Origin of the sequence: Aeromonas sp. DNP9, from assembly GCF_001728955.1 — a bacterium.
Classification (GTDB): Bacteria; Pseudomonadota; Gammaproteobacteria; order Enterobacterales; family Aeromonadaceae; genus Aeromonas; species Aeromonas veronii.
Window position 1 is genome coordinate 80,910 of record NZ_LYSQ01000005.1, and the last position, 23,727, is coordinate 104,636.

A 23,727-nucleotide genomic window follows, 5' to 3' on the forward strand; every position below is an offset into this window, starting at 1 on the left:
TTATCTGGGTTGGATTTCATCTTGTTTTTTTGCATCAGCCAGCGAAAAGGTGGCCGCCAAAGGAACGCACTCGATTACCTCTGTGACAAGATGCACCACCCCATCAATCTCATAACCTTTCTGTTTCAATACCCTGACCAGATTTGCCTTGCTCGTATCAGCAACCGGTTGCTGCAACACCATCTGCACGCCACCTTCCAGAGTGACATAACATTTCATGTCTTCCGTTTTAGCATGAACCAACAAGGGCAAGCCCACACACCAGAGCAGCATGCGTTTCATCCCTGTTCTCCTTCATAGAGATAGATTTTCTTGGGAGACATATCCATTTTTGCCTCTTCCGCACCTTGTGAGCATTCTCCTTCACCGGTACAGCGCTCAGGCTCTCCCTTCCCATCATCTTTGAGGATGACCTCCTTGCCCGGAGCACCACCTATAATCCTGATCCGGCCATCATCCCCACCATGAATAACCAGATCATCAGCAACCTTATTTTGCACCTCTACGTAACGCTGAATAACTTCCTGATTGTTGCTATCCAGTACATATTTGAAAGAAGTGCCATAGTGCATATCAATCATATATTGGCGCATGGCACCGATCGATTGAATCGTACATTGTTGGAAGTCCTGTACCTGAGGCAAAAAGGAGGTGAAATAGAGCTTGCCTTGCAACACCAAACCAGCCCCCATTGATTTTTCACCGCTTTCATTGAGCCAGAATTTCCATCCCAACTTGCTGGTCAACGCCTTGGTGGTGTTTACAATCTGCTCTTCATTCAAACCCGTAAAGGGATCGCTGGTCACATCGTAGAGATCGTTCAGTGTGATACTTGATGGCACCGCTGGTTCAGACGTTGCCCCAAACAAGGTTGGATTAACATTGTAGTCACGTAGCATCACATACACATTTTGGGTTGTCGCCTCTGAGGAGGGGCGGTTTCTATCACCACTGCCTATCAACACGGCATCAAACGGACGCTCACTGTAAAGATAATTTGTACCATCATACTTCCAACCTTTATTGATGGTGCGCACCAAGACCGGTTGAGTAAAGAAGCGGCGATCATCTTCCAGCTTCTTGGCAGTTCCACTTAAATGTGCATTTCCCAAACTGGCAAACTTGATGGCCGTCCATTTGGCCTTATCTGTTCCTTTCAAATCGATACGCCAGATCTGGCCGCCGGTATCTCCTGCATAGATTCGGTCTGAAATACCATCTCCATCACTGTCTAGCACGGAGACAGAACCGGGCATGCTATAGACCATATCTGACACTTGCTTGTTCTTCTCACTATTGTCATCCGGGGTGAAGCTGAATAACAGAGCTCCAGTTTCCGCATCAACAATATAGATCCCTAACCCCTCACTATCTGCTGCTCCTTGGCCCAAGTAGCTTTTTGCCTGATCATACCCACCAGAGAAAATCAAGACTGGCTTATAGATCTTTTTATCACTGACCACAGTGAAATGACTTGGAATAAATGCTACCTCGGGAATAGACCAAGTTTCACCAAGCTTACCAAAACCAGCGCTATTTTTATCCAGTCGCCACATAAGCGTGGGAGAATCGGGATTTGATATATTTAAGGCATAATAGGCCTTGCCACCACCGCGTAGCCCGGTAAATAACCACACCTTGTCACCTTGTGCTGATTGTATATGGCCATCTTTTACTTTCTCATTAACCAGTACAGTGGGTGATGAATCTACACCATATAGATGAGCCGATGAATCCAGATTTTCTCGCAGCGCTTTCTGATTCGTGATAAATTGATAAGGCATAACGGCCCAGCTTTCATCAACCGTGGTGACGCTGTCTTTAAACATATGCAAGAAGCCGGCATTACTTCCCATCACAATGCGCAAGTCAGGTGTACATGTAGTCTGTCCTGTCGACTTTGTACAACCGTAGTTGATCACTAATGGCCGTGAATGCAACGGGTCACCAAGAATATGCTCCCGATTATCTGTTCTATCACCATCCTGATTCTCATCAAACGCATCAATCCCCTTGGTCCAATTAAGCAGGTCATCCATGCTATCAGCACTATCAAGCTTCATGACAGTGCGTAGCTGCATCGCCCCGCCAGCCATGCCCTCAAGAGCAGACTTGCTAAAGGGAGTTAATGTATTAGTGGAAGGGGGAATAATATAAAGATTGCGATTGGTTTTAGCAGCCAGCATTTCTTGTACCCCACCCTCGGCAACCTTGTTACCATCACTGGTGGATGACCAATAGGTTCTTGCTGACTCAAGAATTGTTCCATCACTGGATATCGCAGGTAAGCCACTCTGATCGACTACATAACCCTTATCTGGATTAAGAACCAGCTTTTTAAGATTGCCCTTCCATCGTGGACCAGAACCAGGCTCAAACATTGCGTAATAAATATTATTCAGACTGCGAGTACGGTCAAAGTTATTAGTGGCAATGGCGGGAGAGACCAACGAGGTATTCATTTTCAAGATAGCTAGTAATGATGATTTTAATGCTTCGTTAAGTTGGGTTGCATCGGTTGCTGGATAGTATTTACCCCCACCACGACGAGCAGTCTCTGCCAATAATGCACCGGCCCCCTTAATTGCTTCATCTCCAAAACCCACGGTGAATGTTGTGACTGTTTGTTTGCCAATAGCCGAGGTGTTTACATCATTGTTTTTCATATATCCGGCAAGTGCAGCAAGATAGTTTTTTTCACCAGAAGACCCATAACTAACCAAGCCGCCATAAGCAACCTTATCCTCTGTAGATAACGTGCTGATCAGGTTGGCGACAAGGGAATCTGCTGCTTTATCATTGGTTGGTTCACCATCTGTCATATAGATGATATAACCATTATTGGAACATTTATCATAGGGGGTTTTATATATACCCGATGTTACTTCAGCATTGCTATCCCGCTTGGGAGTACGATTTACATCATCGTCACCAAAGTACACCCCCAAACCGCCAAAGTATCTATATGATTCGTATAGTGTTTCACACAAGGGAGTCCAAGTGTCAGAGCTCAAACTATTTACCTTGTCAATCAAATCCTGCGCACCGCTTTTACCAGAGGTGAGGATGGCATCGTTACCTACAATATTGCGGATTATTCTTCCACCATTTCTACTACCTGGTTCATTGCCATCATTGTAGTTAAAAACAGCCAGACCAAAATCGACAGCTGGCGTAGCCAAAACCAGTTCTTTGACTGCATCCTGAGCAACTTTCAATCGAGTTTGTGTTGACACACCTGTACTACCGTAATACCAACGGACATAATTTGCCGTAAATAATGAGATCTGGGTAGAACTACCACTAGCAAGAGCATTGGCTACATTTGATGTGTAAAACCAGCTTCCCGTTGTGCGATTTGGCTTGTCAACGGGATAACCATCAACAATATATGTTGAATATGGACCTGAATATTGATTGTTTGCGTTTTGCTCATCAATATCTTGCTGGCAATCTGCAATTATTATACTGTAAATATCAAAATCATTTAGAGAACGCCAACGCCCCTTTCTATTTTTATCATATATTTCATATCCCCAAACTCGTGACTGAAATCGGCCCACATTATTTAGAGGGCCTTTAGATGTCGCACATGCATTTAAATTCTCACTAAAACGTTTGGTGCTGTTGATAGTGGGAACTTTTCCATCACTGGAGAAATAGATGAAGCGATTACTATTATTAACATCTGGATCATTAGCCAATGATGGATAACTTATCGATGAGTCATAAGGCTCTTTAGCAACTTCGGTTGTATTTTTCATACTCCCCGAGTTATCGAAAATAAAGAGCACCTTAGGGCGGAAGTCCCCCGCCTTGGCAAAGTCATAAATAAACAACTCGGTATCATCGGAATAACCAGTACCTACCGCCAAAGATCCCCCCGATATTCCGCAACACAATACCAGCAAGCTTGTAAACAAACAGTTCCTTATGTTCATCACCCGCTCCCTAATTGGCACTGAGCAAGGGTTGTTCTACCCCGGCAGTAAAGGTCATTTGGCTATTCACCTTGCCATAAGCACTGGATGTAGTGGCTTCAGCATAACGACAAGCTGGCGTTACATTCTGGCTACTGGCTTCAAATTTTCGTTTGCATACACTTTCTGTATTGACTGTCAAAGTAGTAGCAGGAGTGGTAGTGCCTATTGCCGCCGAAGTACCAATTGTCTGCGTTGCAATTTGTGTTGAGAGAGAAGTATCGCTCAATGCAGACTCCAGAGTACCTTCAACTTCGTGCTCCGCTCGTTGCAAACTGGCACTAGAACCCGCCATCTTCAGACTCATACCACTGGATTGCATGACGACTACCGCAATCAGAGTCAAGGGAACCAGAATAACCAGTGCAACAATCAATGCTACACCTTGGTTTTTTTTAACCAATCTCATGTTCCACCTCGGGTGGTTATTTGTTGATTGCGTAATGCAATACTGCTTTCCAAGAGCAAACGGCGATAACCATCACCACCACCATTAACCGTAATATTACCGAGTTGATAGCTATTGTTATTCTTATAGCGACTTGATTCCCGAGCGGCTCTAATCAGTAAGAAAAGCCGAGCCCCCAATACTCGCCCCTCATTCCAGCGCTGTGTTGTCATTTGGTCCGTTGACATATATCTGTCTATGCGTCCATCAGGGATCAAGGAATCGTCAACACCATACATCAGCACCATATGTTCAACGCCCTCAGCCATAGCGCCACCAATCAGAGCAGAGCCACCATTGACGGTCAAATAGCGCTTGCGTAAAACAGGAATACCATCTTCTTGTGACAGGTAATAAATGTAGTGCTGGTATTCCCAGATCTGGCTCTCATTATTGGCACCAAAGAGTGGTCTGGTTTCGCTTCCCTTGATGACTCTCGCCTCCTGACTATTGGTTGCCATATAAAAGCGGTTTGTATCCAATCCCTCTGATGCTGGTATAGGACGCCCTACCAGTCGCTTGATACTGATAACATCCGAGTTTGCCACCCGATCAGCAGCGAAAATACAAGCGAATCCAGCCAATCCTTTGGTGGTTGATACCCGGCTTACCCATAGCCCCCTGATGGGACCAGCATTTGATGGCAAACTACCGACAGATCGCTCATCCAGACAATCGCTACTAACAGGAACAATGCTGCCAGCACTGAGGCTCAGAGAAGAACCAACTTGTGTTGACTGGCCGGTATAAGCTCCAAAAAAGCCAGCCCATTTGATATCCTGACTAATCAACCGAATGGCCAATCGACCATTTTCCTGTAATTCACTTTGATCAAAGGCATCTTCAGAGCTGGAGCGAGACATCACAAAAACTGTGAATACCCCTGCCAACAAAAATAGACCGAGCAGCATAGCGACCAGCCACTCTACCAGCGTGAAACCGCGAGAACTCATAAAGTCGTCGTCAGAATAAACTGGCGCCTCGAAAGATTATTTGCGGTCGAGAGTCGACACTCATTGATCAGCGTTGCCGCGGCGGCGGCAGCCCCCCCATCAGATATCTCTTGCTTGCCAGCCCAGAATATTCCGACAGCCAATACATTATTGGCCCGCCGCACCACGCAGCCTATCGGTGAATTCAAGGAAGATGCCGCCCCCGAAACACTGGCCCCAAGCAGGGCTTGTTGCCAGTAGTGAAGGTCGGCATTACGTAAATCTGCAGCACTGCAATTACTGATAGTGCCATCTTCCGATGCGCAAGTCGGTCGAGTTAAATTAGAGGCAAGACCTACCGCTGCAGAGCTTTCTTCACTCCAGCTGTCCCTGTTGATCCGCACCCGCTCGACCATATCATTAGCCAGCCAGCTGGCGATGGTACGCTGGCGAGCTTCATAACTGGCAAATTTGGAATGGGTTTGCAAGGCAACCAGACCGAGCAGCCCCATCGATAGGATCACCGCAGTGATCATCACCTCCAGCAGGCTGAATCCTCTCTCATGTGATAAAACATGAATGGCCATGGCTATTCCCAACAGCTATTGCTAGCTGCACCAGAAGCACTTTTGACACCTAACTGATTAATGGAAAACACCGTGCAATCGGTATCTTTAGCTTGGGCCGTCGCCGCGCCGGCACTGGCTGACAAGGTGTAGGTGTTGCCTGATACGGCAATGGATAATTGATAAAGGCCATTCTCAGATGCACTACTGATACCAAGAGCAGCAGCAGAGGATGCATACTGATTGAAATCCATAAAATAGGTTTCTTGCCGATTGGCTGCATTGAGCAGCATGGCCTTGGCTTCGACACGATGACTGGTCAGCACATATTGCTGATAGGCGGGATAAGCGATGGTGCCAAGAATCGCCACGATGGCGATGACAATCATCAACTCAATAAGAGAAAAGCCACGAAAGTATCCGATCATATCCCATCCTTGGTGACAGACTGCTTCATAAGTTTAACGCCGAGCCTGTCTCTTGAACAAACCCGGCGTCATTATCAACACACTTTATTCTTAAGCCTTCCTGGCTGCACTCAAATTATTCTAAGTTCGGGAGGAACCTCAAAGACTACGTTCTCTTCACGGCCAGGATGCTCGGCGACCACCTTGCCACCCAGCTCCCGCAGACGGGCAATCACGTTTTGCACCAGCACCTCGGGGGCGGATGCACCTGCAGTGACGCCGATCGCCTTCACCCCTTCCAGCCAGCTCGCCTCGATCATCGACGCATCGTCGATAAGATAGGCTCTGGCACCCACCTTCTCGGCCAGCTCGCGCAGACGGTTGGAATTGGAGGAGTTGCGAGATCCCACCACCAGCATGGCGTCCACCAGCCCCGCCATCTCCCGCACCGCATCCTGACGGTTCTGGGTGGCGTAGCAGATATCGTCCTTGCGCGGCCCCTGGATCTTGGGGAAGTGCTTGCGCAGCGCATCGATCACGTCAGAGGTCTCATCCACGCTCAGGGTAGTCTGGGTGACGAAGCAGAGGTCAGGAGCGTCCAGACCCACTTCAGTTTGATGTCATGTTTATACGAAAGATCACTTGGCCCAGCCTAAATCATGTCAGGATGGCTTCATACAAGGCCACTCGAGAGGTACACTTACCTATCACAAAATGACTATTTGGTAAGTTAATACGACGTCATAATTTTTTGCATCTTGCAATCAGGCAAAAAGAACCCAATGAGTCACACCCTCGATTCACGAAGAGAACCCAAGGAAACTTCAGATACCATTAAATTGGAAGTAGCACTTTTATACAAAAACCACGGGTTGATACCGTTACAGCAGAGATAAAAATGAAAGAAAAGACTCATTTCCAACGGATCGATGCACTAGGTGGCGTTGATATGCTTCAGGCTCGCTATTACAAGCAGCGCTTTGCTCGGCATGTCCATGACACTTTCTGCATTGGCGTTATCGATCAGGGAGCACAGCGATTTTATCGTTCAGGGACAGAGCACGTTGCCCCGCGCGGGGACATCATCATTGTCAACGCAGATGATGTGCATACTGGTAGCTCAGAACTAGATCAAGGGTGGGGTTATCGTGCCATCTATCCCCATCCAGAGATGCTACGCAATATTCTGCGACAAACACCTGACAACACAGATTTTATCCCTTGGTTCCCCGATGCTGTTATTCACGATCCCGGTCTGTCGGCACAGCTACTACTGACCTTCGATATGCTGGGAAAAGAAGGCAATCACTTGCTTAAAGAAAGCCTGCTGCTCTCTTCACTCATGCTGCTGAGCCTGCGCTACAGTAAAACGCGTAAAACTCCGGCGGCGCTGCCAGCCACTACACGACCGATCCTTCTAGCTAAAGAGTTGATGGACTGTTGCCCACAAGAGGAGCACACACTGACACAGCTCGCGGAGCTGGCAGGTCTGAGCCAGTGGCATTTTCTCAGGCAATTCAAGGCAGTAACTGGCATGACACCACACGCCTATCTGGTGCAAGCGCGCCTTCGAAAAGCCCGTGCCTTACTGCGTCAAGGCACTACCATCCTCGACACAGCCATCCTATGTGGCTTTACCGATCAAAGCCATTTCCACCGCCATTTTAAAAATTCTGTGGGTTTGACTCCCGGCGAATTCATCAAGGCCTGACCCCTCGAAAACAAACAAAAGTTGTTGTTCGCCCCAAGAAGCACAACAGTCCACCGCCTCACGACAGTCACGACAGTCACGACAAGGGCATCAAATCAAGCACAGACCGCCCCCACCCACCGCTCTACCCGCTCACTCAGTCTGAATTCGCCTAATCTCACTACCAGTAGCAAGATCATTCAATACTGCCAACTCCGCGACCGTTAATGTTGCCTACTCTTTTTACTTACCTAATCCGTGAGAAAAGCAATGATTGAATCAGGCACCTGTTCTTCTCCTTCAGAACAGTCATCTTCGAGATCATCGTTTATACGTGGGGCTATTGAGATGCTTCCACTGTGCGTTTCCGTAATCCCATGGGGAATATTGGCGGGATCAATGGCAATACAGGCCGGTTTAACCTTCTGGCAGAGCGTAGGAATGTCTGCCATTGTTTTTGCCGGTGCAGCTCAGCTAGTTACCCTCGGCATGATAATGACAGGAGCAAACTTATTTGCAATTCTTGTGTCAGTATTTTTTATCACATCACAGCATTTCATATATGGTCTGACTCTAAGAGAGTTTGTGTCCCATCTGAATATTAAACTTCGTCTGCCTATTGGTTTTTTGCTAACTGATGAGCTGTTCGCCCTGAGTGAGACAAAAAATAAAAGATCGGAATTAACACCAAGTTATTTAATCGGCGCCGGGCTGACCTTCTACCTTTCTTGGAATATTTTCAGCCTGATGGGTATTGTAATGGCATCTTCTGTACCTGACCTTGATAAATATCACCTCGATTACTCTATCGTCGCAACTTTTGTCACCATTGTTGTGCCGATGGTCAAAAAAATAAGCACCCTTATTGGGGTTATGGTTTCCCTGCTGCTCGCCATGCTTCTGAGCTATTGGCAGCTGGAGGGTGCCATTGTCATCTCCGGACTCTGCGGCATGTTCTCTGCGGTACTAGCATCTGTGCTGCTGAACGAAGAGCATTCATAATAATGATTGAATAAGGGTAAAAGATGAGTTGGATTTTGATTTTAGCACTGGCAACAACAGTATTCTTTAATCGTTATATTTTTCTTGAACCGAATGTACCATTGAAAATACCCAAAATTATTAATAGGGCACTTAAATATTCTGCACCATGCCTCATGACTGCGATCTGTGGCCCAATCATACTAATGGAACATGGTGTGGTAAGAGACTTCCCTCAGAATCCGTACTTTCTGGGCACACTTATTAGTATCATTGTAGCATTTTACATTAAGAACATTGTCAATGCTGTTTTGTTAAGCATAGTCATATTTTACACCATTAATTACTTAATTTAGCCAGGCTATCAGAGGATAAATAATGAACTGCATGGAAAAGGACTATCATCAGTCCACAGAGATAAGAAAGAGTTATGAAATATTACCTCTCCAAGGCATCTGGAGTTGGTTGACAGGAAAAGAAAAACTTGGCCGAAAACCACTTTGGGAAAGTAATTCATCTGAGTTGATTGTTTGGTCATTGCTCTGGGTAGTGATTGGCCTGTGGTTAACGAGTTTAGCAGTATTTTATGCACAATCTCTTAGTGCATATATAGCATTGTATATCGCGGGTGCATTGTTCTCCACCGCTGGTGCACGTTATATCGTGGCGACTATTATCCACCACGGGGTGCACGGTCATTTATACCAGTCGCAGAAAATGAACAAGGCTCTATGTGAGGTACTCTCGACGCTACTCATCGTTCAGCCATACGAATCCTATCGCCAGTTTCATGTATATGAGCACCACGGTCGTGCATTCTCAACCTTTGAAGATAAAGATCTGGCGGCGATCTATCAGTTAGGATTCACGCCAGGTAAAAGCAAGACTGAGCTCTATGCGCACCTTTTCCTGACGTTGATTAGCCCAAAATTTCACCTTGTGTTCTTCTATGGCCGACTGAAATCCAACCTGGTTGGGGTGCCGCCCTATCGCTTAGTTATGACACTCATCTGGTGGGCTGCGCTGACAGGCATGAGCATTTTACTGGGTACTTCTGCCACCATCCTGATCCTGCTGCTGCCATTCGTGGTGTTTTATCAGATCGCATCACTGCTGCATCTACTGACCGAACACGTATGGATTGTGCGCGGTGAGGGAGAATCTGTGCGGGATAGCCACATCAATAACAGTCTTGCCCGTTTCTGTGGGGAGAGATGCCCAGAAAGCTTTGCGCCCAAGTACGCCACGCAATGGGCCAAGTGGCTGGCGATGCATCTGCTGGTCCACCTGCCAAGCCGCATGCTGATTGTCCAAGGTTCCTTGGTCTGCCATGACTGGCACCATCGCTACGGAACCGTTCGACAGTGGTATGACTATGCCAGGCTGCGCGAGATGCATGCCCACACACTCTCGCTAGAGGAAAATTACGACTATCACGATATCTGGGGTGTCCATAATGCACTGGACTATGTATTCACATTGCTGAGTCAACAGGAAAAAAGCGAACAGGATACTGGGCAGCTCGCATATCGACTGAACTGATAATATGCCTCTTTCGTTACTATCTGTGCCTTTCACTATGGGTCGAAGAATACTGTTCTAAGATATTGAAAATACATCCGTTGACAGCAAAATCCCCGTTTTTATTCTTAACGCCAGCATTCTGCAGAAGGCTGAGCAGCCATAATGGAAAGGAAATTGGCGAATTCATCGGGCAAGGACGTCATGGTCAGACACAGCAAGACTAAAGAGATAATGTTATATAGCGGCATGAATGCAAAGAAATAAGGAGAGCGCACACAAGGCCACCAGAGCTGTAACGCAAGTCAGTTAAGATAATTTGAGTCTCAACCCGCGGGGTATAAAGTCTAAGAATGAGGGAGGCATAATGCCTCCCTCTTTTTATTGCATGCCAGTCAGAATAAGGGTTGGAGCCAAATTGATTCTTTAATCATGGAGACACTTTGGATATTCAGCATCTCGAGTATTTAGTTACAAAAATGCTTAACTAACAGGCATCAGGCTCCAAAATCGGCACTCTTCTAGAGGATCCGCAGCTCGGGCGGCACTTCAAACACCACGTTCTCTTCGCGACCGGGATGCTCGGCGACCACCTTGCCACCCAGCTCCCGCAGGCGGGCAATCACGTTTTGCACCAGCACCTCGGGGGCTGATGCACCTGCAGTGACGCCGATCGCCTTCACCCCTTCCAACCAGTTCGCCTCGATCATCGACGCATCGTCGATAAGATAGGCTCTGGCGCCCACCTTCTCGGCCAGCTCCCGCAGACGGTTGGAGTTGGAGGAGTTGCGAGACCCCACCACCAACATGGCGTCCACCAGCCCTGCCATCTCCCGCACCGCATCCTGACGGTTCTGGGTGGCGTAGCAGATATCATCCTTGCGCGGCCCCTGGATCTTGGGGAAGTGCTTGCGCAGCGCATCGATAACATCAGAGGTCTCGTCCACGCTCAGGGTGGTCTGGGTGACGAAGCAGAGGTCATCCGGATTCTTCACCTTGAGCTTGGCCACATCTTCAGGCGTCTCCACCAGATACATGCCACCCTCACGGTTCTCGTACTGACCCATGGTGCCGATCACCTCGGGGTGGCCGGCATGACCGATAAGCACGGCTTCTGAGCCCTTGCGACTGGCACGGTGGACTTCCATATGCACCTTGGTCACCAGCGGACAGGTTGCATCGAATACCTTGAGGGCGCGGGACTTGGCCATCTCGCGCACTGTCTTGGCCACGCCGTGAGCAGAAAAGATGACGATGCTGTCGTCCGGCACCTCGTCCAGCTCCTCGACGAAGACCGCGCCCGCATCTTTCAGCTTGTTCACCACATACCGGTTATGCACCACTTCGTGGCGGACATAGATGGGGGCACCGAACTTCTCCAACGCGCTCTCGACAATGCTGATGGCGCGATCGACACCGGCGCAAAAACCGCGAGGGTTAGCGAGCAGAATATCCATTAATGCACCTTCTCCTCATCATCAACGCCCAGGATCTCCACCTCGAAGGTGACGGTATGACCGGCCAGCGGGTGGTTGAAATCGACCGTCACCGACATCCCGGCTACCGCCCGGATAATGCCCGGCAGCTCGCTGCCATTGGGCTGATCGAACAGGATGATGGTGCCGACTTTTGGCTCCACATCGGTGCCAAATTTGGCACGGTCGAGATGGTAGATGTTGTCGGGATTGGAGAGACCAAAGGCCTCTTCCGGCGCCAGAGTAAAACTCTTGCTCTCCCCTTCGCTCAGCCCCAACAGGCACTGCTCGAAGGTGGGGGTCAGGCTGCCATCGCCCATCCGCAGGCGGGCAGGTTTGCCGTGCAGCGCCGTGCTGTCGGCAACCGAGCCATCTTCCAGCTTGATGGAGAAGTGGAACAGCACGCTGCTGTTAGCGGTGATCTGCTGGCTCATGCCTGCTCCTTTTTCTCACCACGGAAACCGTCCAGCACGATCATGGCGGCCCCGATAAAGATAAAGCTGTCGGCCAGATTAAATGCCGGCCAATGCGCACGCTGCCAGTAGAAGTCGAGAAAATCGACCACATGGCCCAACACCAGTCGATCAAAGACGTTGCCAAGGGCGCCGCCGATGATGAGTGAATAGGCGATACCGCTCCAACGCTGGGCCACCGACTGCTTGCGTAGCCAGTGGATCAGCAATCCACAAATGGCAAAAGCCAGCACTGCGAAGAACCAGCGCTGCCAGCCCCCCTGATCAGCCAGGAAGCTGAATGCGGCGCCCTTGTTGTAGACGTGAACCAGATTGAAGAAGGGGGTGATCTCCACCCCCGGGTAACCAAATGGCAGCAACTTGACCACGGCGAGCTTGCTCGCCTGGTCCAGTACAAAGGCCAGCACTGCCAGCCACAGCCAACGCAGGCCGCTTTTATGTTGAGTCATGTTCATCAGGCAAATTGACGAGTTTCGCCGTCACCCTCAACGTTGGTCACACAGCGACCACAGATCTCTTCGTGACCCGCGATGGTGCCCACGTCCTCTACATGGTGCCAGCAGCGGTCGCACTTGGCGGCAGCAGACTGGGCCACGCTCAACCACAGGTCATCACGCTCGGTCGCCACAGAGCCTTCCGGCGCAGTGTCAGCCACGACCACCTTGGCCTTGGAGGTGAGCAGCACGAAGCGCAGCTCATCAGCCAGGGCGTTCAGGCGTGCAGCCAGCTCCGGCTTGGCGAACAGGGTCAGTTCGGCCTGCAGGGAGCCGCCGATACGCTTCTCGCCACGGGCCACTTCCAGCGCCTTGTTCACTTCACCACGCACGGTGAGGATCTCGGCCCAGAAATCGTCGTTGAGGGTTTCACCCGCTTCCAGACCGAACAAGCCGTCGTACCACTCTTCGGTGAAGACGAACTCGCCGCGCTCACCCGGCAGCAGGGCCCAGATTTCATCAGCGGTGAAGCTCATGATCGGCGCCATCCAGCGCACCATGGCCTCGGCGATGTGATAAAGGGCGGTCTGGCAAGAGCGACGGGCCAGGCTGTCAGCCTTGGCGGTGTACTGACGATCCTTGATGACATCCAGATAGAAGGAGCCCATCTCGATGGAGCAGAACTGCATCAGCTTCTGGGTTACGCCGTGGAAGTTGTACTCGTCGAATGCCGCCATGATCTCGGCCTGTACCGCTTTGGCACGACCCACAGCCCAGCGATCCACCACCACCATGTCGGCAGGCGCCACCATGTCGGTCGCCGGATTGAAGCCGTTCAGGTTGGCCAGCAGGAAGCGGGCAGTGTTGCGAATACGACGATAAGCATCGGCAGAACGCTTGAGGATCTCGTCGGAGACGGTCATCTCGCCGGTGTAGTCAGTGCTCGCTACCCACAGACGCAGGATGTCGGCACCCAGCTTGTTCATTACGTCCTGCGGGCTCACCACGTTGCCGATGGACTTGGACATCTTGCGACCCTGACCATCCACGGTGAAGCCGTGAGTCAGCACCTGGTTGTAGGGGGCCTTGTCTTTCATGGCCACACCGATCATCAGGGAGGACATGAACCAGCCACGGTGCTGGTCAGAACCTTCCAGATACATGTCGGCTGGCTTGCCGTTGAACTCGGGACGGGCATCAACCACGGAAGCGTGGGTAGAACCGGAGTCAAACCAGACGTCCAGAGTGTCAGGCACCTTGTCGTACATGTCTGCATCGGCACCCAGCAGCTCGGCCTTGTCCAGATCCCACCATGCCTGAATGCCGGACTGCTCGACCCGCTTGGCTACTTCATGCATCAGGCGCACGGATTCCGGATGCAGTTCCTGGGTCTCTTTGTGGACGAACAGGGAGATAGGTACACCCCAGGTACGCTGACGAGAGATACACCAGTCAGGACGGTTCTCAACCATCGCCTGAATACGGTTTTTACCCCAGGCCGGTACCCAGCCGCTCTGGCCTTGCTGGGCAATGCCGTCCTTCTCGATGCGCTCGATCTCTTCCAGCGCGCGCTTGCGCAAACCCTTCTGCTCCATGCTGATAAACCACTGCGGAGTAGCACGGAAGATGATCGGGGTCTTGTGACGCCAGCAGTGCGGATAGGAGTGGTTGAACACCTTGTGATGCAGCAAGGCGCCGCGCTCGGTCAGCACTTCGATCACGGAGGCGTTGGCCTTGAACACATGCTGGCCGGCAAACAGTTCGGTATCCGGCAGGTAAACACCGTTGCTGCCAACCGGGTTGGCCACTTCCAGACCGTATTTCTGACCGACCACGAAATCTTCCGGACCATGGCCAGGAGCCGTGTGTACGGCGCCGGTACCGGCATCCAAAGTAACGTGATCACCCAGTACCACCGGCACATCGAAGCTGTAGAAGGGGTGGTTGAAGCGCAGCAGCTCGAGCGCGGCACCCTTGGCATAGCCCAGATTGTGGAACTTCTCGATACCGGCGCGATCCATGACGTCCTTGACCAGCTCTGCGGCCAGGATCAGACGCTCGGGGTGCTCACCTTCAACCTGCACCAGTGCGTAATCCAGATCGGCGTGCATGGCGATGGCGCGGTTGGCTGGCAGGGTCCACGGGGTAGTGGTCCAGATCACCGCAGAGATCGGGCCCTTGCCGGTATGGCCTTCGGCGCAGTCAAACTTGGCGGCAACGGTCGCCTCATCAACGGCCTTGAAGCGCACATCGATGGAGGGGGAGTTCTTGTCGTAGTACTCCACTTCGGCTTCAGCCAGCGCGGAGCCGCAATCGGTACACCAGTGCACCGGCTTGGAGCCTTTGTGCAGGTGACCGTTTTCAACGATCTTGGCCATGGAACGGATGATGTTGGCTTCGGTGCCAAAATCCATGGTCAGGTAGGGGTGTTCCCAGTCGCCCAGCACACCCAGACGGATGAAGTCGGTCTTCTGCGCTTCGATCTGGGTCTTGGCATATTTGCGGCACTCGGCGCGGAATTCGGCAGCGGAGACCTTCTCGCCCGGCTTGCCGACCATGCCTTCCACTTTCAGTTCGATAGGCAGACCGTGGCAATCCCAGCCCGGCACATAGGGGGAATCGAAACCGGAGAGGCCCTTAGACTTGATGATGATGTCTTTGAGGATCTTGTTGACCGAGTGACCGATGTGAATGTTGCCGTTCGCATAGGGGGGGCCATCATGCAGAATGAAAGAAGGCTTGCCCGCTTTGGCGCGGCGAATAGCGCCGTAGAGATCCTGATCATACCAACGCTTCAGCATGTTGGGTTCGCGCTTGGCCAGATCGCCACGCATCGGAAACTCGGTTTCCGGAAGATTCAGGGTGTGTTTATAGTCGCTCATCAGTCCTGGGTTCCCTTCTTTTCTAAAAGAGTGCTGGGTAAATTGAATTGTGGCAGCCCGAACCAGGCTCGGGCCGCCAGGGCATCTCGTTCGATCTGCTCTTTCAAGGCAGTGAAAGAGGCAAACTTCTGCTCTTCGCGCAGCTTGTGGCGAAGCAGCACCTTGACCTGCTGACCATATAGATCACCAGAAAAATCAAATAGATGTACTTCCAATCTGGCTTGTGTACCGCTCAAGGTCGGCCGTACACCCACATTGGCTACACCGGGGAAGGTCTTGCCGGAACATATCACTTCCACCGCAAACACGCCACCGACCGGGATCACCTGGCGCTTGAGGGCCAGATTGGCGGTGGGAAAACCTATGGTGCGCCCCAGCTTGTCGCCGTGGGCCACCCGGCCGCTGATGGTATAGGGACGGCCAAGCATCAGCTCCACTTCCGCCATCCGGCCCGCCTTAAGGGCTTCACGCACCAGAGTGCTGCTGACCCGCTGCCGTTCAAGCTGGAAGCTCTGGGTACTGATCACCTCAAAGCCGAAGCGATGACCCGCCTCCTCCAGCAGGTGGAAGTCCCCTTCCCGCCCCTTGCCGAAGCGAAAATCGTCGCCGACCACCAGATAGCGCACCCCGAGCTTCTCCACCAGCAACTGCTTGATGAAGGTCGAGGCCGCCTGCTCGGCAAAGCGGTGGCTGAAGCGCACACAGAGCATGCGGTCGATATGCAGCCCCTGCAGCGCTTCGTACTTTTCCCGCAACCGGCTCAGCCGGGCGGGCGCTGCCGTGCCGGCAAACAGCTCCAGCGGCTGCGGCTCAAACAGCATAACGCAGGCGGGCAATCCCAGCTGGGCCGCTTTCTCCTTGAGACGTGCCAATACCGCATGGTGACCCTGATGAACCCCATCAAAGTTGCCAATGGTTAATACACATCCCCGGTGACGGGGCTTGAGATTGTGAATGCCGCGAATAAGCTCCATCAGTGCCTTGTGCGTTGCTGCCATGGAAATCGGCGGATTATATATCAGGCAGCAGGCAGGGTCAGCCCTCATAGCCTGATTTCAACTATCCGGGCCCAATCCCGCCCATCTGCGGCGTCATGAGGCACTATCCCCATGGCGCCGCAGGATCACGGCTACTGCTGCCCCGATTTAAGGTGACGCGGCCGAATGCCCAGCAGCAGCAACACCACGGCATAGACCCCGGCCCCCAGCGACAGCAGCATGGTCAGCTGCAAACTGGCCTTGCCCATGCTCCACGCCCCCCACTGGGCCAAATCTGGCGACAGATAGGCGAGCACGCCGCCCATCAGCACGCTGGCGACCAGCAGCTTGAGGCAGAACACGCCAGTATGGCGGGAGGGACGATAGACGCTCTGCTGGTACAACCCCTTGAACAGCAAAGCCGCATTCAGAGTGCCCGAGCAGGCGGTCGAGAGCGCCAACCCCACGTAACCGAGCGGGTAGATGAAGATGAGGTTGCAGACCATGTTGGCAATCATCGACATCACCCCGATCCGCACAGGCGTTTTGGTGTCCTGACGGGCGTAGTAACCGGGCGCCAGCACCTTGATCAGCATCAGGGAGAGCAGACCGGTAGTGGAGGCCAGCAGACTGGCGCTCGACATGGCCACTTCATGCAGGCCGAACTCGCCGCGCATAAACAACACCCGCAGAATCGGCTCGCGCATGACCGCAATGCCTATCATGGCGGGCAGGCCGAGCAGCATCACCATCCGCACCCCCCAATCCATGGTGCGGGAGAAGTCCGCCGGATCGGCATCCACATGCTTTTTCGCCAGCGCAGGCAGGATCACGGTACTGATGGCCACTGCAAACAGACCGAGGGGGAACTCCAGCAGGCGATCCGAGTAGTAGAGGTAACTGATGGCTCCGGTCGCGAGGAAAGAAGCCAGCATGGTGTTGACCAGCAGGTTGATCTGGCTGACCGAGACCCCGAACAGGGCCGGGATCATCAGTGTGCGGATCTTCACCACCCCCGGGTGATTCCATCCCCATTTGGGCCATACCAGCATGTTGATTTGGCGCAAAAAGGGGTACTGGAACAAAAACTGCACCAAACCGCCCAAAAAGACACCAATCGCCAGCGAGATCTCCGGTTTGTCCATCAGCGGTGCAATCCACCAGGCCGCCGCAATCATGGTGATGTTTAGAAACACCGGCGTAAACGACGAGACAGCAAAGCGGCCGAAGGTGTTGAGGATGGCCCCCGCCATGGCGGTAAAAGTGATGAACCAGAGGTAAGGGAAGGTGATCTTGAGCATCAGACTGGCGAGCTCGAACTTCTCGGCCGCAGGGCCGCCGTGCAACCAGTCCCAGAACCAGCCCCAGCCAAACAGCGCGGTCAGCACTCCCGACCCCAGCACCCCGAGCAGGGTAACTACCGTCACTATGCCCCCCAGCGTCCCCGCTACCGCCGCCAGCAATTCTCGCACTTCCCCCTCGTCGCCATTTTTCTTGTACTCCGTCATCACGGGAACAAAGGCCTGGTTGAAGGCACCTTCGGCGAACAGACGACGCAGAAAGTTGGGAATGCGATTGGCAAAAAAGAAGACGTCGGCGGCCACCCCGGCACCGAGCAGATTTGCGATGACCACATCGCGAACCAAGCCCATTACGCGGGATGCCAGCGTCATTCCGGACACTATCATGCCGGATTTGATCAATTTCTTACTCAAGACGAGGCCTCTGGAACTGTCAGAATGAAAAGAATGCTGCTAGAATCGGCCGACAGTTTAACCGTCTCCCTACTGACACACCACCGGGAGGCGGTGTTTATTTGCACAAATCATTTGACAATATGTGGTTGGAAGGGCATATTTCCGGGCCTTTTCAATACACTCGCTAAGACAGTTTTAGGAGTTTTACCTTGGCTAACATCAAATCTGCTAAGAAGCGCGCTCTTCAGTCAGAAAAACGCCGTCAGCACAACGCCAGCCGTCGTTCCATGACCCGTACCTACCTGAAGAAAGTCATTGCTGCTATCGCCTCTGGCGACAAAGCTGCCGCGACTGCCGCTTTCGCTGTTGCTCAGCCGATCATGGATCGTATGGCGACCAAAGGCCTGATCCACAAGAACAAAGCTGCTCGTCACAAGAGCCGCCTGTCTGCCCAGATCAAAGCTATGGCTTAATCAGCGTCTGCTGATCAAAGCTGAAAAAACCGGCCTTAGTGCCGGTTTTTTATTTATCTGAGCTGCAATAAAGTCGATGCAGCAAACTGATCATTTCACGCACCTCATGGCTGCGCAGCGAATAGTAGACCGTCTGGGCCTCTTTGCGCGTCGTCACCAGCTCATCCCGCCGCAGCAGCGCAAGATGCTGTGACAAGGCCGACTGACTCAATCCCAATCGCTCGTTGAGCTCCCCTACCGACAGTTCGCGCTCCAGCAACTGGCACAGAATAAACAGTCGCCGTTCGTTGGCCAGCGCCTTGAGCAAGGCCACCGCTTTACTCGCATTGGCTTCCATCTCTTCAAGTTGCATCACATCTCTCCTCTACCACTGATCGCCGATGATACGTGGTGACGGGTCGTTTTAAAACGACAGGGTGGCCGGCTGGATGGCGGAGAAGTTCTCCTGGCCGGAAAAGAGAAAGGTAAAATCGCTCTCACAGACCCGCTTCACCGCCGGATGCTGGATCATCCGCTCGGCGAAGATGACGTAATACTCCTCCATCAGATCCTGGGTTTCCCCGATCAGCATCACCCCCTCCCCCTCAAGGATCTCCTCCCGATAGATAGTCGGGGCCATGAAGATGCCCTGATTGAAGAAGCCAAACGCCTTCATCAAGGCGGCATCATCAAACTCGCCAAGAATGCTGGGGGAGACACCCTGCTGTTCAAACCACTGGGTCAGCTGACGCCCCATGGCGGTACGGCGACCGGGGATCAGCAGCTTGCGCTCCTCCAGACAGGCGGGAAAGGGCTTTTCGGGCAATGGTGCCTTGCAGAAGAAGCTGACGCCACAACCGCCCAGCCGTTTGGAGAGCAGCCCCGCATGCTGGCTGGAGTCCACCGGACAGTCAGAGAGGATCATATCGAGCTTGTGCTCGCTCAGCTGCTCCAGCAGCAGTTCGTGGGTTGATTCGAAGCAACGCAGATGGATGGAGCCATCATTGGGGATGACAGAGAGCAGCACGCGGCTGGCAAGGCGCTTGGAGAGGGCATCGGCGATGCCGACGTCGAACAGGATCTGGCTCTCCTTGCGGTAGTTGACGATATCGAGCATCTCGTAGGAGAGGCTGAACATCTTGTCGGCATAGCGAAACACCAGCTGGCCCAGCTCGGTCGCTTCAAGAGAGCGTCCCTTGCGTTTGAGCAGCTTGCCCCCGAGGCGCTGCTCCAGCAGCTTGATCTGACCGGTGACGGTTTGCGGGGTCAAAAAAAGGGCTTCCGCTGCCTGGGTAACGGAGCCCTTCTTCTGAGTCATCCAGAAATAGTAGAGATGGTTGTAGTTAAGGTGTGACATCCGATGGGGTTCCCGCTTGACGCGGACTCCGGTAGCAGCTGAGTTCAACCGCCAGAATGTCATACATGTCGCTGACCGAGTCAACCTTGTTCGCGCCAAACTGCTCCATCAGACTGGCCTTGAGGCGCGCCTTGTCAGGCATCCGGTCAGCGCAATAACGCTTGTTGGAACGCTTGACCATCTCGCCAGCCCGGCTGCTCAGCGCCCGCTCGGAGAAGGTCTCGCCAAAGCGCGCCTTGGCCTGCTTGTCCCCCAGCAGCAGGGCGCTGTCTACCACCCCGTTGAGATAGGCAGAGCAGTTCGCCGAGGCGGCGTCCTGCTTGCAATCCTCCAACCCACCGGCCCAGGCCGCGGGGCTCAACAACAGCATCAACAACCCTGTATGTAGCTTCATAGTCCCTCCGTACTCTGTTCCCCTTCACCCTTGGGAAGGGCCATGCGCAAGGCCAGATAGCCGACTACCGCCGCCATGGTGGAGCCCACCAGGATCCCGAGGCGAGAGTAGCTGCCGTAATCCAGCCCACCGTGCTCGAAGGCGAGCGACGCGATAAACATCGACATGGTAAACCCGATGCCACAGAGGATGCTGACCGCAAAAATCTGCTTGAAGTTGACCCCGGGCGGCAACTGAGCGATGCCAAGCTTGACCGACAGCCAGCTGATGGTGAACACCCCGAGCGGCTTGCCGATAAACAGCCCCAGCATGATCCCCATAGGCACCGGACTCAGCAGGGAGGAGAGACCAATCCCCTCCAGCGATACCCCGGCGTTGGCAAAGGCAAACAGCGGCAGGATCAGATAGGCACTCCAGGGGTGCAGCTGATGCTCCAGATACTTGAGCGGCGAGGCGTAACGCTTGCCGTTAAGCGGAACCATAAATCCCACCACCACACCCGCCAGGGTCGCATGGACACCAGACTTGAGCACCGCAACCCAGAGCACCAGACCAACCAGCATGTAGAGGCTGATCCGATCCTCACCACGGCGATTCATCCAAAGCAGAGTGAGGGTTGCCAGAATACCGATGGCCAGCGCCTCCAGCGACAACTGCTGGGTATAGAAGAGCGCGATGATAATGATGACACCCAGGTCATCCATGATGGCCAGCGCCAACAGGAATACCTTGAGGCTCACCGGCACCCGCTTGCCGAGCAGCGCCATCACCCCGAGGGCAAAGGCGATGTCGGTCGCAGCCGGGATTGCCCAGCCAGCGCGCGCCACTTCATCCGAATAGTTGAAAAAGGCGTAGATCAAGGCCGGAGCCAGCATGCCGCCCACCGCAGCAATAGCCGGGAAGGTCGCCTGAACCCGGGTCGAGAGCGCCCCTTCCAGCATTTCACGCTTCACTTCCAGACCAACCAGCAGGAAGAAGATCGCCATGAAGCCGTCGTTGATCCAGAGCAGCAGCGGCTTGTTGATGTCGAGGGCCGCGATGCGCACCTGCACCGGCGTGTCGAGAAATGCCTGATACCCGCCAGCCAACGCGGTATTGGCTAAAATCATTGCCAGCATGGCAGCCATGATCAGAATAATTCCGGAGGCGGCCTCCAGCTTCAGGAACTTTTTGATTACGTCACTCATGGTTAAATATTCCACCGTATTGCTTTGATTTGAGTCTATCTCCTGCAACAACCAATGGAAAATCGTTTCTTGCTGCTCAACACAACGAAAAAACCGAAGGCAAAATAGAACATACCTGCTATAAGCAGGTTTTTCCTCGTCTCTGGCTACCGTCTTATTAATCAATAAAATGAATTTTCAATTATTTAGCTGCATAAAAAAAGGCACCCTGAGGCGCCTTGCTATCAGATGGCGACGGGCGCCTTGATGCCGGGATGGGGGTCATAACCCTCGATCTCGAAATCCTCGAACTTGTAGTCGAAGATAGAGTCGGGCTTGCGCTTGATCACCAGGGTCGGCAGCGGGCGCGGCTCGCGGGAGAGCTGCAGCGCAGTCTGCTCCATATGGTTGGAGTAGAGGTGCACATCACCGCCGGTCCAGACGAAGTCACCCACTTCCAGATTGCACTGCTGGGCCATCATGTGGGTCAGCAGGGCATAGCTGGCGATGTTGAACGGCAGGCCGAGGAACACATCGCAACTGCGCTGGTAGAGCTGGCAGGAGAGCTTGCCGTCCGCCACATAAAACTGGAAGAAGGCGTGGCAGGGGGCCAGCGCCATCTTGTCCAGCTCGCCCACATTCCAAGCAGAGACGATGATGCGGCGCGAATCAGGGTTATGCTTGATGTCATCCACCGCCTTCTGGATCTGGTCGATGACAGACCCGTCAGCCGCAGGCCAGGAGCGCCACTGAGCGCCGTAAACCGGCCCCAGATCGCCATTCTCGTCGGCCCACTCATCCCAGATGCTGACGCCATTTTCCTTCAGATAAGCGGTATTGGTATCGCCATTGAGGAACCAGAGCAGCTCGTGAATGATGGAGCGCAGGTGGCACTTCTTGGTGGTCACCAGCGGGAACCCCTCCGCCAGATTGAAGCGCATCTGATGGCCGAACAGGGAGACAGTACCGGTGCCGGTACGGTCTGACTTGACGGTGCCCTCATCGAGGATTTTCTGCATCAGGTCGAGATAAGCTCGCATTATTTCGCCTCCTTCACGGCATTACCGAACAACTGCGGACGCTTGTAGGCGGCCCAGATCATCAGGGCACCGGCGATAATCATCGGTGTGGAGAGGATCTGGCCCATGCTGATCTCCTGGAAGTAGAGACCGAGCTGGCTGTCCGGCTGGCGCACAAACTCCACCAGGAAGCGGAACAGGCCGTAGAACAGCAGGAACATGCCGGAGATGGCGCCGCGCGGCGGATTCTTGCGCCAGAACAGGTTGAGGATTATGAACAGCACCACCCCTTCCAGTGCGAACTGGTAGAGCTGGGAGGGATGACGCGGCTCGGGGCCGGCCTCCGGGAAGATGATGGCCCAAGGTACATCGGTGACCCGGCCCCACAGCTCGCCGTTGAGGAAGTTGCCGATCCGGCCAACACCGAGACCGAACGGAATGAGCGGTGCCACAAAGTCGGCCACGGTGAAGAAGTGGCGCTTGGTCTTGTGGGCAAACCAGATCATCGCGGTGATCACCCCGATCAGACCACCGTGGAACGACATACCGCCGGTCCAGATCTTGAACAGGTAGGTGGGATCCGCGAGGAAGAGATCGAAGTTGTAGAACAGCACGTAACCGACACGGCCCCCGAGGATCACCCCGAGGAAACCGTAAAACAGCAGATCCGACACCTCGTTGCGGGTCCAGCCGCTGTTCGGTGCATCGGCGCGACGGCCGGCAAGCCACATGGCAAACGCGAAACCGAACAGGTACATGAGACCATACCAGCGTACCGATAGTGGTCCCAAACTGAATGCTACGGGATCAATCTGCGAGAAAACCCAATATCCATCGTGCTGCATATGCGGCCCCAGTCAAAATAAAAGCCGCATT

General features: G+C 53.1%; 23 protein-coding genes and 1 pseudogene. 5 read left to right on the top strand and 19 right to left on the bottom strand.

All coding sequences use genetic code 11. From position 1 onward, the window contains the following. The 7 genes and pseudogenes from tapY2 to ispH (A9G06_RS04750) all read right to left on the bottom strand — a co-directional run. A complete protein-coding gene (gene tapY2, locus A9G06_RS04725) occupies positions 1 to 282 on the bottom strand; it encodes a type IVa secretion system protein TapY2 (RefSeq protein WP_069554439.1) in 282 nt (93 codons plus the stop codon). Further along, positions 279 to 3,941 (bottom strand): PilC/PilY family type IV pilus protein, encoded by a 3,663-nt coding sequence (locus A9G06_RS04730; protein WP_069554440.1) that lies wholly within the window; start codon positions 3,939 to 3,941, stop codon positions 279 to 281. The genes tapY2 and A9G06_RS04730 overlap by 4 nt, the downstream gene beginning before the upstream one ends. A gap of 10 nt (positions 3,942 to 3,951) precedes the next feature. Then, positions 3,952 to 4,389 (bottom strand): type IVa pilus pseudopilin TppD, encoded by a 438-nt coding sequence (gene tppD / locus A9G06_RS21350; RefSeq protein ID WP_083243732.1) that lies wholly within the window; start codon positions 4,387 to 4,389, stop codon positions 3,952 to 3,954. Continuing rightward, positions 4,386 to 5,381, bottom strand: coding sequence for a PilW family protein (locus tag A9G06_RS04735; RefSeq protein ID WP_083243733.1), 996 nt, complete (start codon positions 5,379 to 5,381; stop codon positions 4,386 to 4,388). Before A9G06_RS04735 ends, tppD begins: the two co-directional genes overlap by 4 nt. Further along, positions 5,378 to 5,947, bottom strand: coding sequence for a type IV pilus modification protein PilV (pilV, locus tag A9G06_RS04740; protein ID WP_069554441.1), 570 nt, complete (start codon positions 5,945 to 5,947; stop codon positions 5,378 to 5,380). The genes A9G06_RS04735 and pilV overlap by 4 nt, the downstream gene beginning before the upstream one ends. Before the next feature lie 2 nt (positions 5,948 to 5,949). Next, a complete protein-coding gene (locus tag A9G06_RS04745; protein WP_005348937.1) occupies positions 5,950 to 6,354 on the bottom strand; it encodes a type IV pilin protein in 405 nt (134 codons plus the stop codon). A 110-nt stretch (positions 6,355 to 6,464) separates the two neighbouring features. Beyond that, positions 6,465 to 6,923, bottom strand: a pseudogene (gene ispH / locus A9G06_RS04750) (4-hydroxy-3-methylbut-2-enyl diphosphate reductase); the annotation flags it as partial. A 308-nt stretch (positions 6,924 to 7,231) separates the two neighbouring features. Between ispH (A9G06_RS04750) and A9G06_RS04755 the strand changes: the two are divergent. From A9G06_RS04755 to A9G06_RS04765, 4 genes are all read left to right on the top strand, one after another. Next, complete coding sequence (locus tag A9G06_RS04755; RefSeq protein ID WP_069554442.1) at positions 7,232 to 8,044, top strand: AraC family transcriptional regulator; 813 nt, start codon at positions 7,232 to 7,234, stop codon at positions 8,042 to 8,044. A gap of 249 nt (positions 8,045 to 8,293) precedes the next feature. Further along, entirely contained in the window at positions 8,294 to 9,025 is a 732-nt protein-coding gene (locus A9G06_RS04760) for an AzlC family ABC transporter permease (RefSeq protein ID WP_040067456.1), read from the top strand. A gap of 23 nt (positions 9,026 to 9,048) precedes the next feature. Beyond that, positions 9,049 to 9,360 (top strand): AzlD domain-containing protein, encoded by a 312-nt coding sequence (locus tag A9G06_RS21355; protein ID WP_083243734.1) that lies wholly within the window; start codon positions 9,049 to 9,051, stop codon positions 9,358 to 9,360. Between the two features lie 22 nt (positions 9,361 to 9,382). Continuing rightward, on the top strand, positions 9,383 to 10,546 hold the full coding sequence (locus A9G06_RS04765) for a hypothetical protein (RefSeq protein ID WP_253182309.1): 1,164 nt from the start codon (positions 9,383 to 9,385) through the stop codon (positions 10,544 to 10,546). Between the two features lie 500 nt (positions 10,547 to 11,046). Here A9G06_RS04765 and ispH (A9G06_RS04770) read toward each other — a convergent pair whose 3' ends face one another. The 6 genes from ispH (A9G06_RS04770) to murJ all read right to left on the bottom strand — a co-directional run bounded on the left by ispH (A9G06_RS04770) (position 11,047) and on the right by murJ (position 18,481). Continuing rightward, entirely contained in the window at positions 11,047 to 11,982 is a 936-nt protein-coding gene (gene ispH, locus A9G06_RS04770; protein WP_069554443.1) for a 4-hydroxy-3-methylbut-2-enyl diphosphate reductase, read from the bottom strand. Next, positions 11,982 to 12,434, bottom strand: a complete 453-nt coding sequence (fkpB, locus tag A9G06_RS04775) for an FKBP-type peptidyl-prolyl cis-trans isomerase (RefSeq protein ID WP_069554444.1) — start codon at positions 12,432 to 12,434, stop codon at positions 11,982 to 11,984. The genes ispH (A9G06_RS04770) and fkpB overlap by 1 nt, the downstream gene beginning before the upstream one ends. Then, positions 12,431 to 12,928 carry a signal peptidase II gene (gene lspA, locus A9G06_RS04780; protein ID WP_019445577.1) on the bottom strand — a complete coding sequence of 166 codons (498 nt, stop codon included), beginning with the start codon at positions 12,926 to 12,928 and terminating at the stop codon, positions 12,431 to 12,433. The genes fkpB and lspA overlap by 4 nt, the downstream gene beginning before the upstream one ends. Further along, on the bottom strand, positions 12,928 to 15,789 hold the full coding sequence (ileS, locus tag A9G06_RS04785) for an isoleucine--tRNA ligase (RefSeq protein ID WP_069554445.1): 2,862 nt from the start codon (positions 15,787 to 15,789) through the stop codon (positions 12,928 to 12,930). Before ileS ends, lspA begins: the two co-directional genes overlap by 1 nt. Next, positions 15,789 to 16,763, bottom strand: a complete 975-nt coding sequence (gene ribF / locus A9G06_RS04790) for a bifunctional riboflavin kinase/FAD synthetase (protein ID WP_058057984.1) — start codon at positions 16,761 to 16,763, stop codon at positions 15,789 to 15,791. The genes ileS and ribF overlap by 1 nt, the downstream gene beginning before the upstream one ends. A gap of 155 nt (positions 16,764 to 16,918) precedes the next feature. Then, on the bottom strand, positions 16,919 to 18,481 hold the full coding sequence (gene murJ / locus A9G06_RS04795; protein WP_069554446.1) for a murein biosynthesis integral membrane protein MurJ: 1,563 nt from the start codon (positions 18,479 to 18,481) through the stop codon (positions 16,919 to 16,921). A 191-nt stretch (positions 18,482 to 18,672) separates the two neighbouring features. Here murJ and rpsT point away from each other — a divergent pair, with 191 nt between their 5' ends. Beyond that, the gene (gene rpsT / locus A9G06_RS04800) at positions 18,673 to 18,936 is read left to right on the top strand and encodes a 30S ribosomal protein S20 (RefSeq protein WP_005308808.1); all 264 of its coding nucleotides are present in this window, start codon (positions 18,673 to 18,675) and stop codon (positions 18,934 to 18,936) included. A gap of 49 nt (positions 18,937 to 18,985) precedes the next feature. Here rpsT and A9G06_RS04805 read toward each other — a convergent pair whose 3' ends face one another. The 6 genes from A9G06_RS04805 to lgt all read right to left on the bottom strand — a co-directional run bounded on the left by A9G06_RS04805 (position 18,986) and on the right by lgt (position 23,696). Then, a complete protein-coding gene (locus A9G06_RS04805) occupies positions 18,986 to 19,288 on the bottom strand; it encodes a metalloregulator ArsR/SmtB family transcription factor (RefSeq protein ID WP_005348924.1) in 303 nt (100 codons plus the stop codon). A 51-nt stretch (positions 19,289 to 19,339) separates the two neighbouring features. Continuing rightward, complete coding sequence (nhaR, locus tag A9G06_RS04810) at positions 19,340 to 20,272, bottom strand: transcriptional activator NhaR (RefSeq protein WP_005340434.1); 933 nt, start codon at positions 20,270 to 20,272, stop codon at positions 19,340 to 19,342. Beyond that, positions 20,259 to 20,666: a hypothetical protein gene (locus A9G06_RS04815; RefSeq protein ID WP_019445581.1), complete on the bottom strand. Its 408-nt coding sequence runs from the start codon at positions 20,664 to 20,666 to the stop codon at positions 20,259 to 20,261. The genes nhaR and A9G06_RS04815 overlap by 14 nt, the downstream gene beginning before the upstream one ends. Then, entirely contained in the window at positions 20,663 to 21,853 is a 1,191-nt protein-coding gene (gene nhaA / locus A9G06_RS04820) for a Na+/H+ antiporter NhaA (protein ID WP_005348917.1), read from the bottom strand. Before nhaA ends, A9G06_RS04815 begins: the two co-directional genes overlap by 4 nt. Positions 21,854 to 22,077: 224 nt before the next feature. Continuing rightward, positions 22,078 to 22,872, bottom strand: a complete 795-nt coding sequence (gene thyA, locus A9G06_RS04825) for a thymidylate synthase (RefSeq protein WP_005340427.1) — start codon at positions 22,870 to 22,872, stop codon at positions 22,078 to 22,080. After that, complete coding sequence (gene lgt, locus A9G06_RS04830; protein ID WP_031227775.1) at positions 22,872 to 23,696, bottom strand: prolipoprotein diacylglyceryl transferase; 825 nt, start codon at positions 23,694 to 23,696, stop codon at positions 22,872 to 22,874. The genes thyA and lgt overlap by 1 nt, the downstream gene beginning before the upstream one ends. Positions 23,697 to 23,727: the final 31 nt, after the last annotated feature.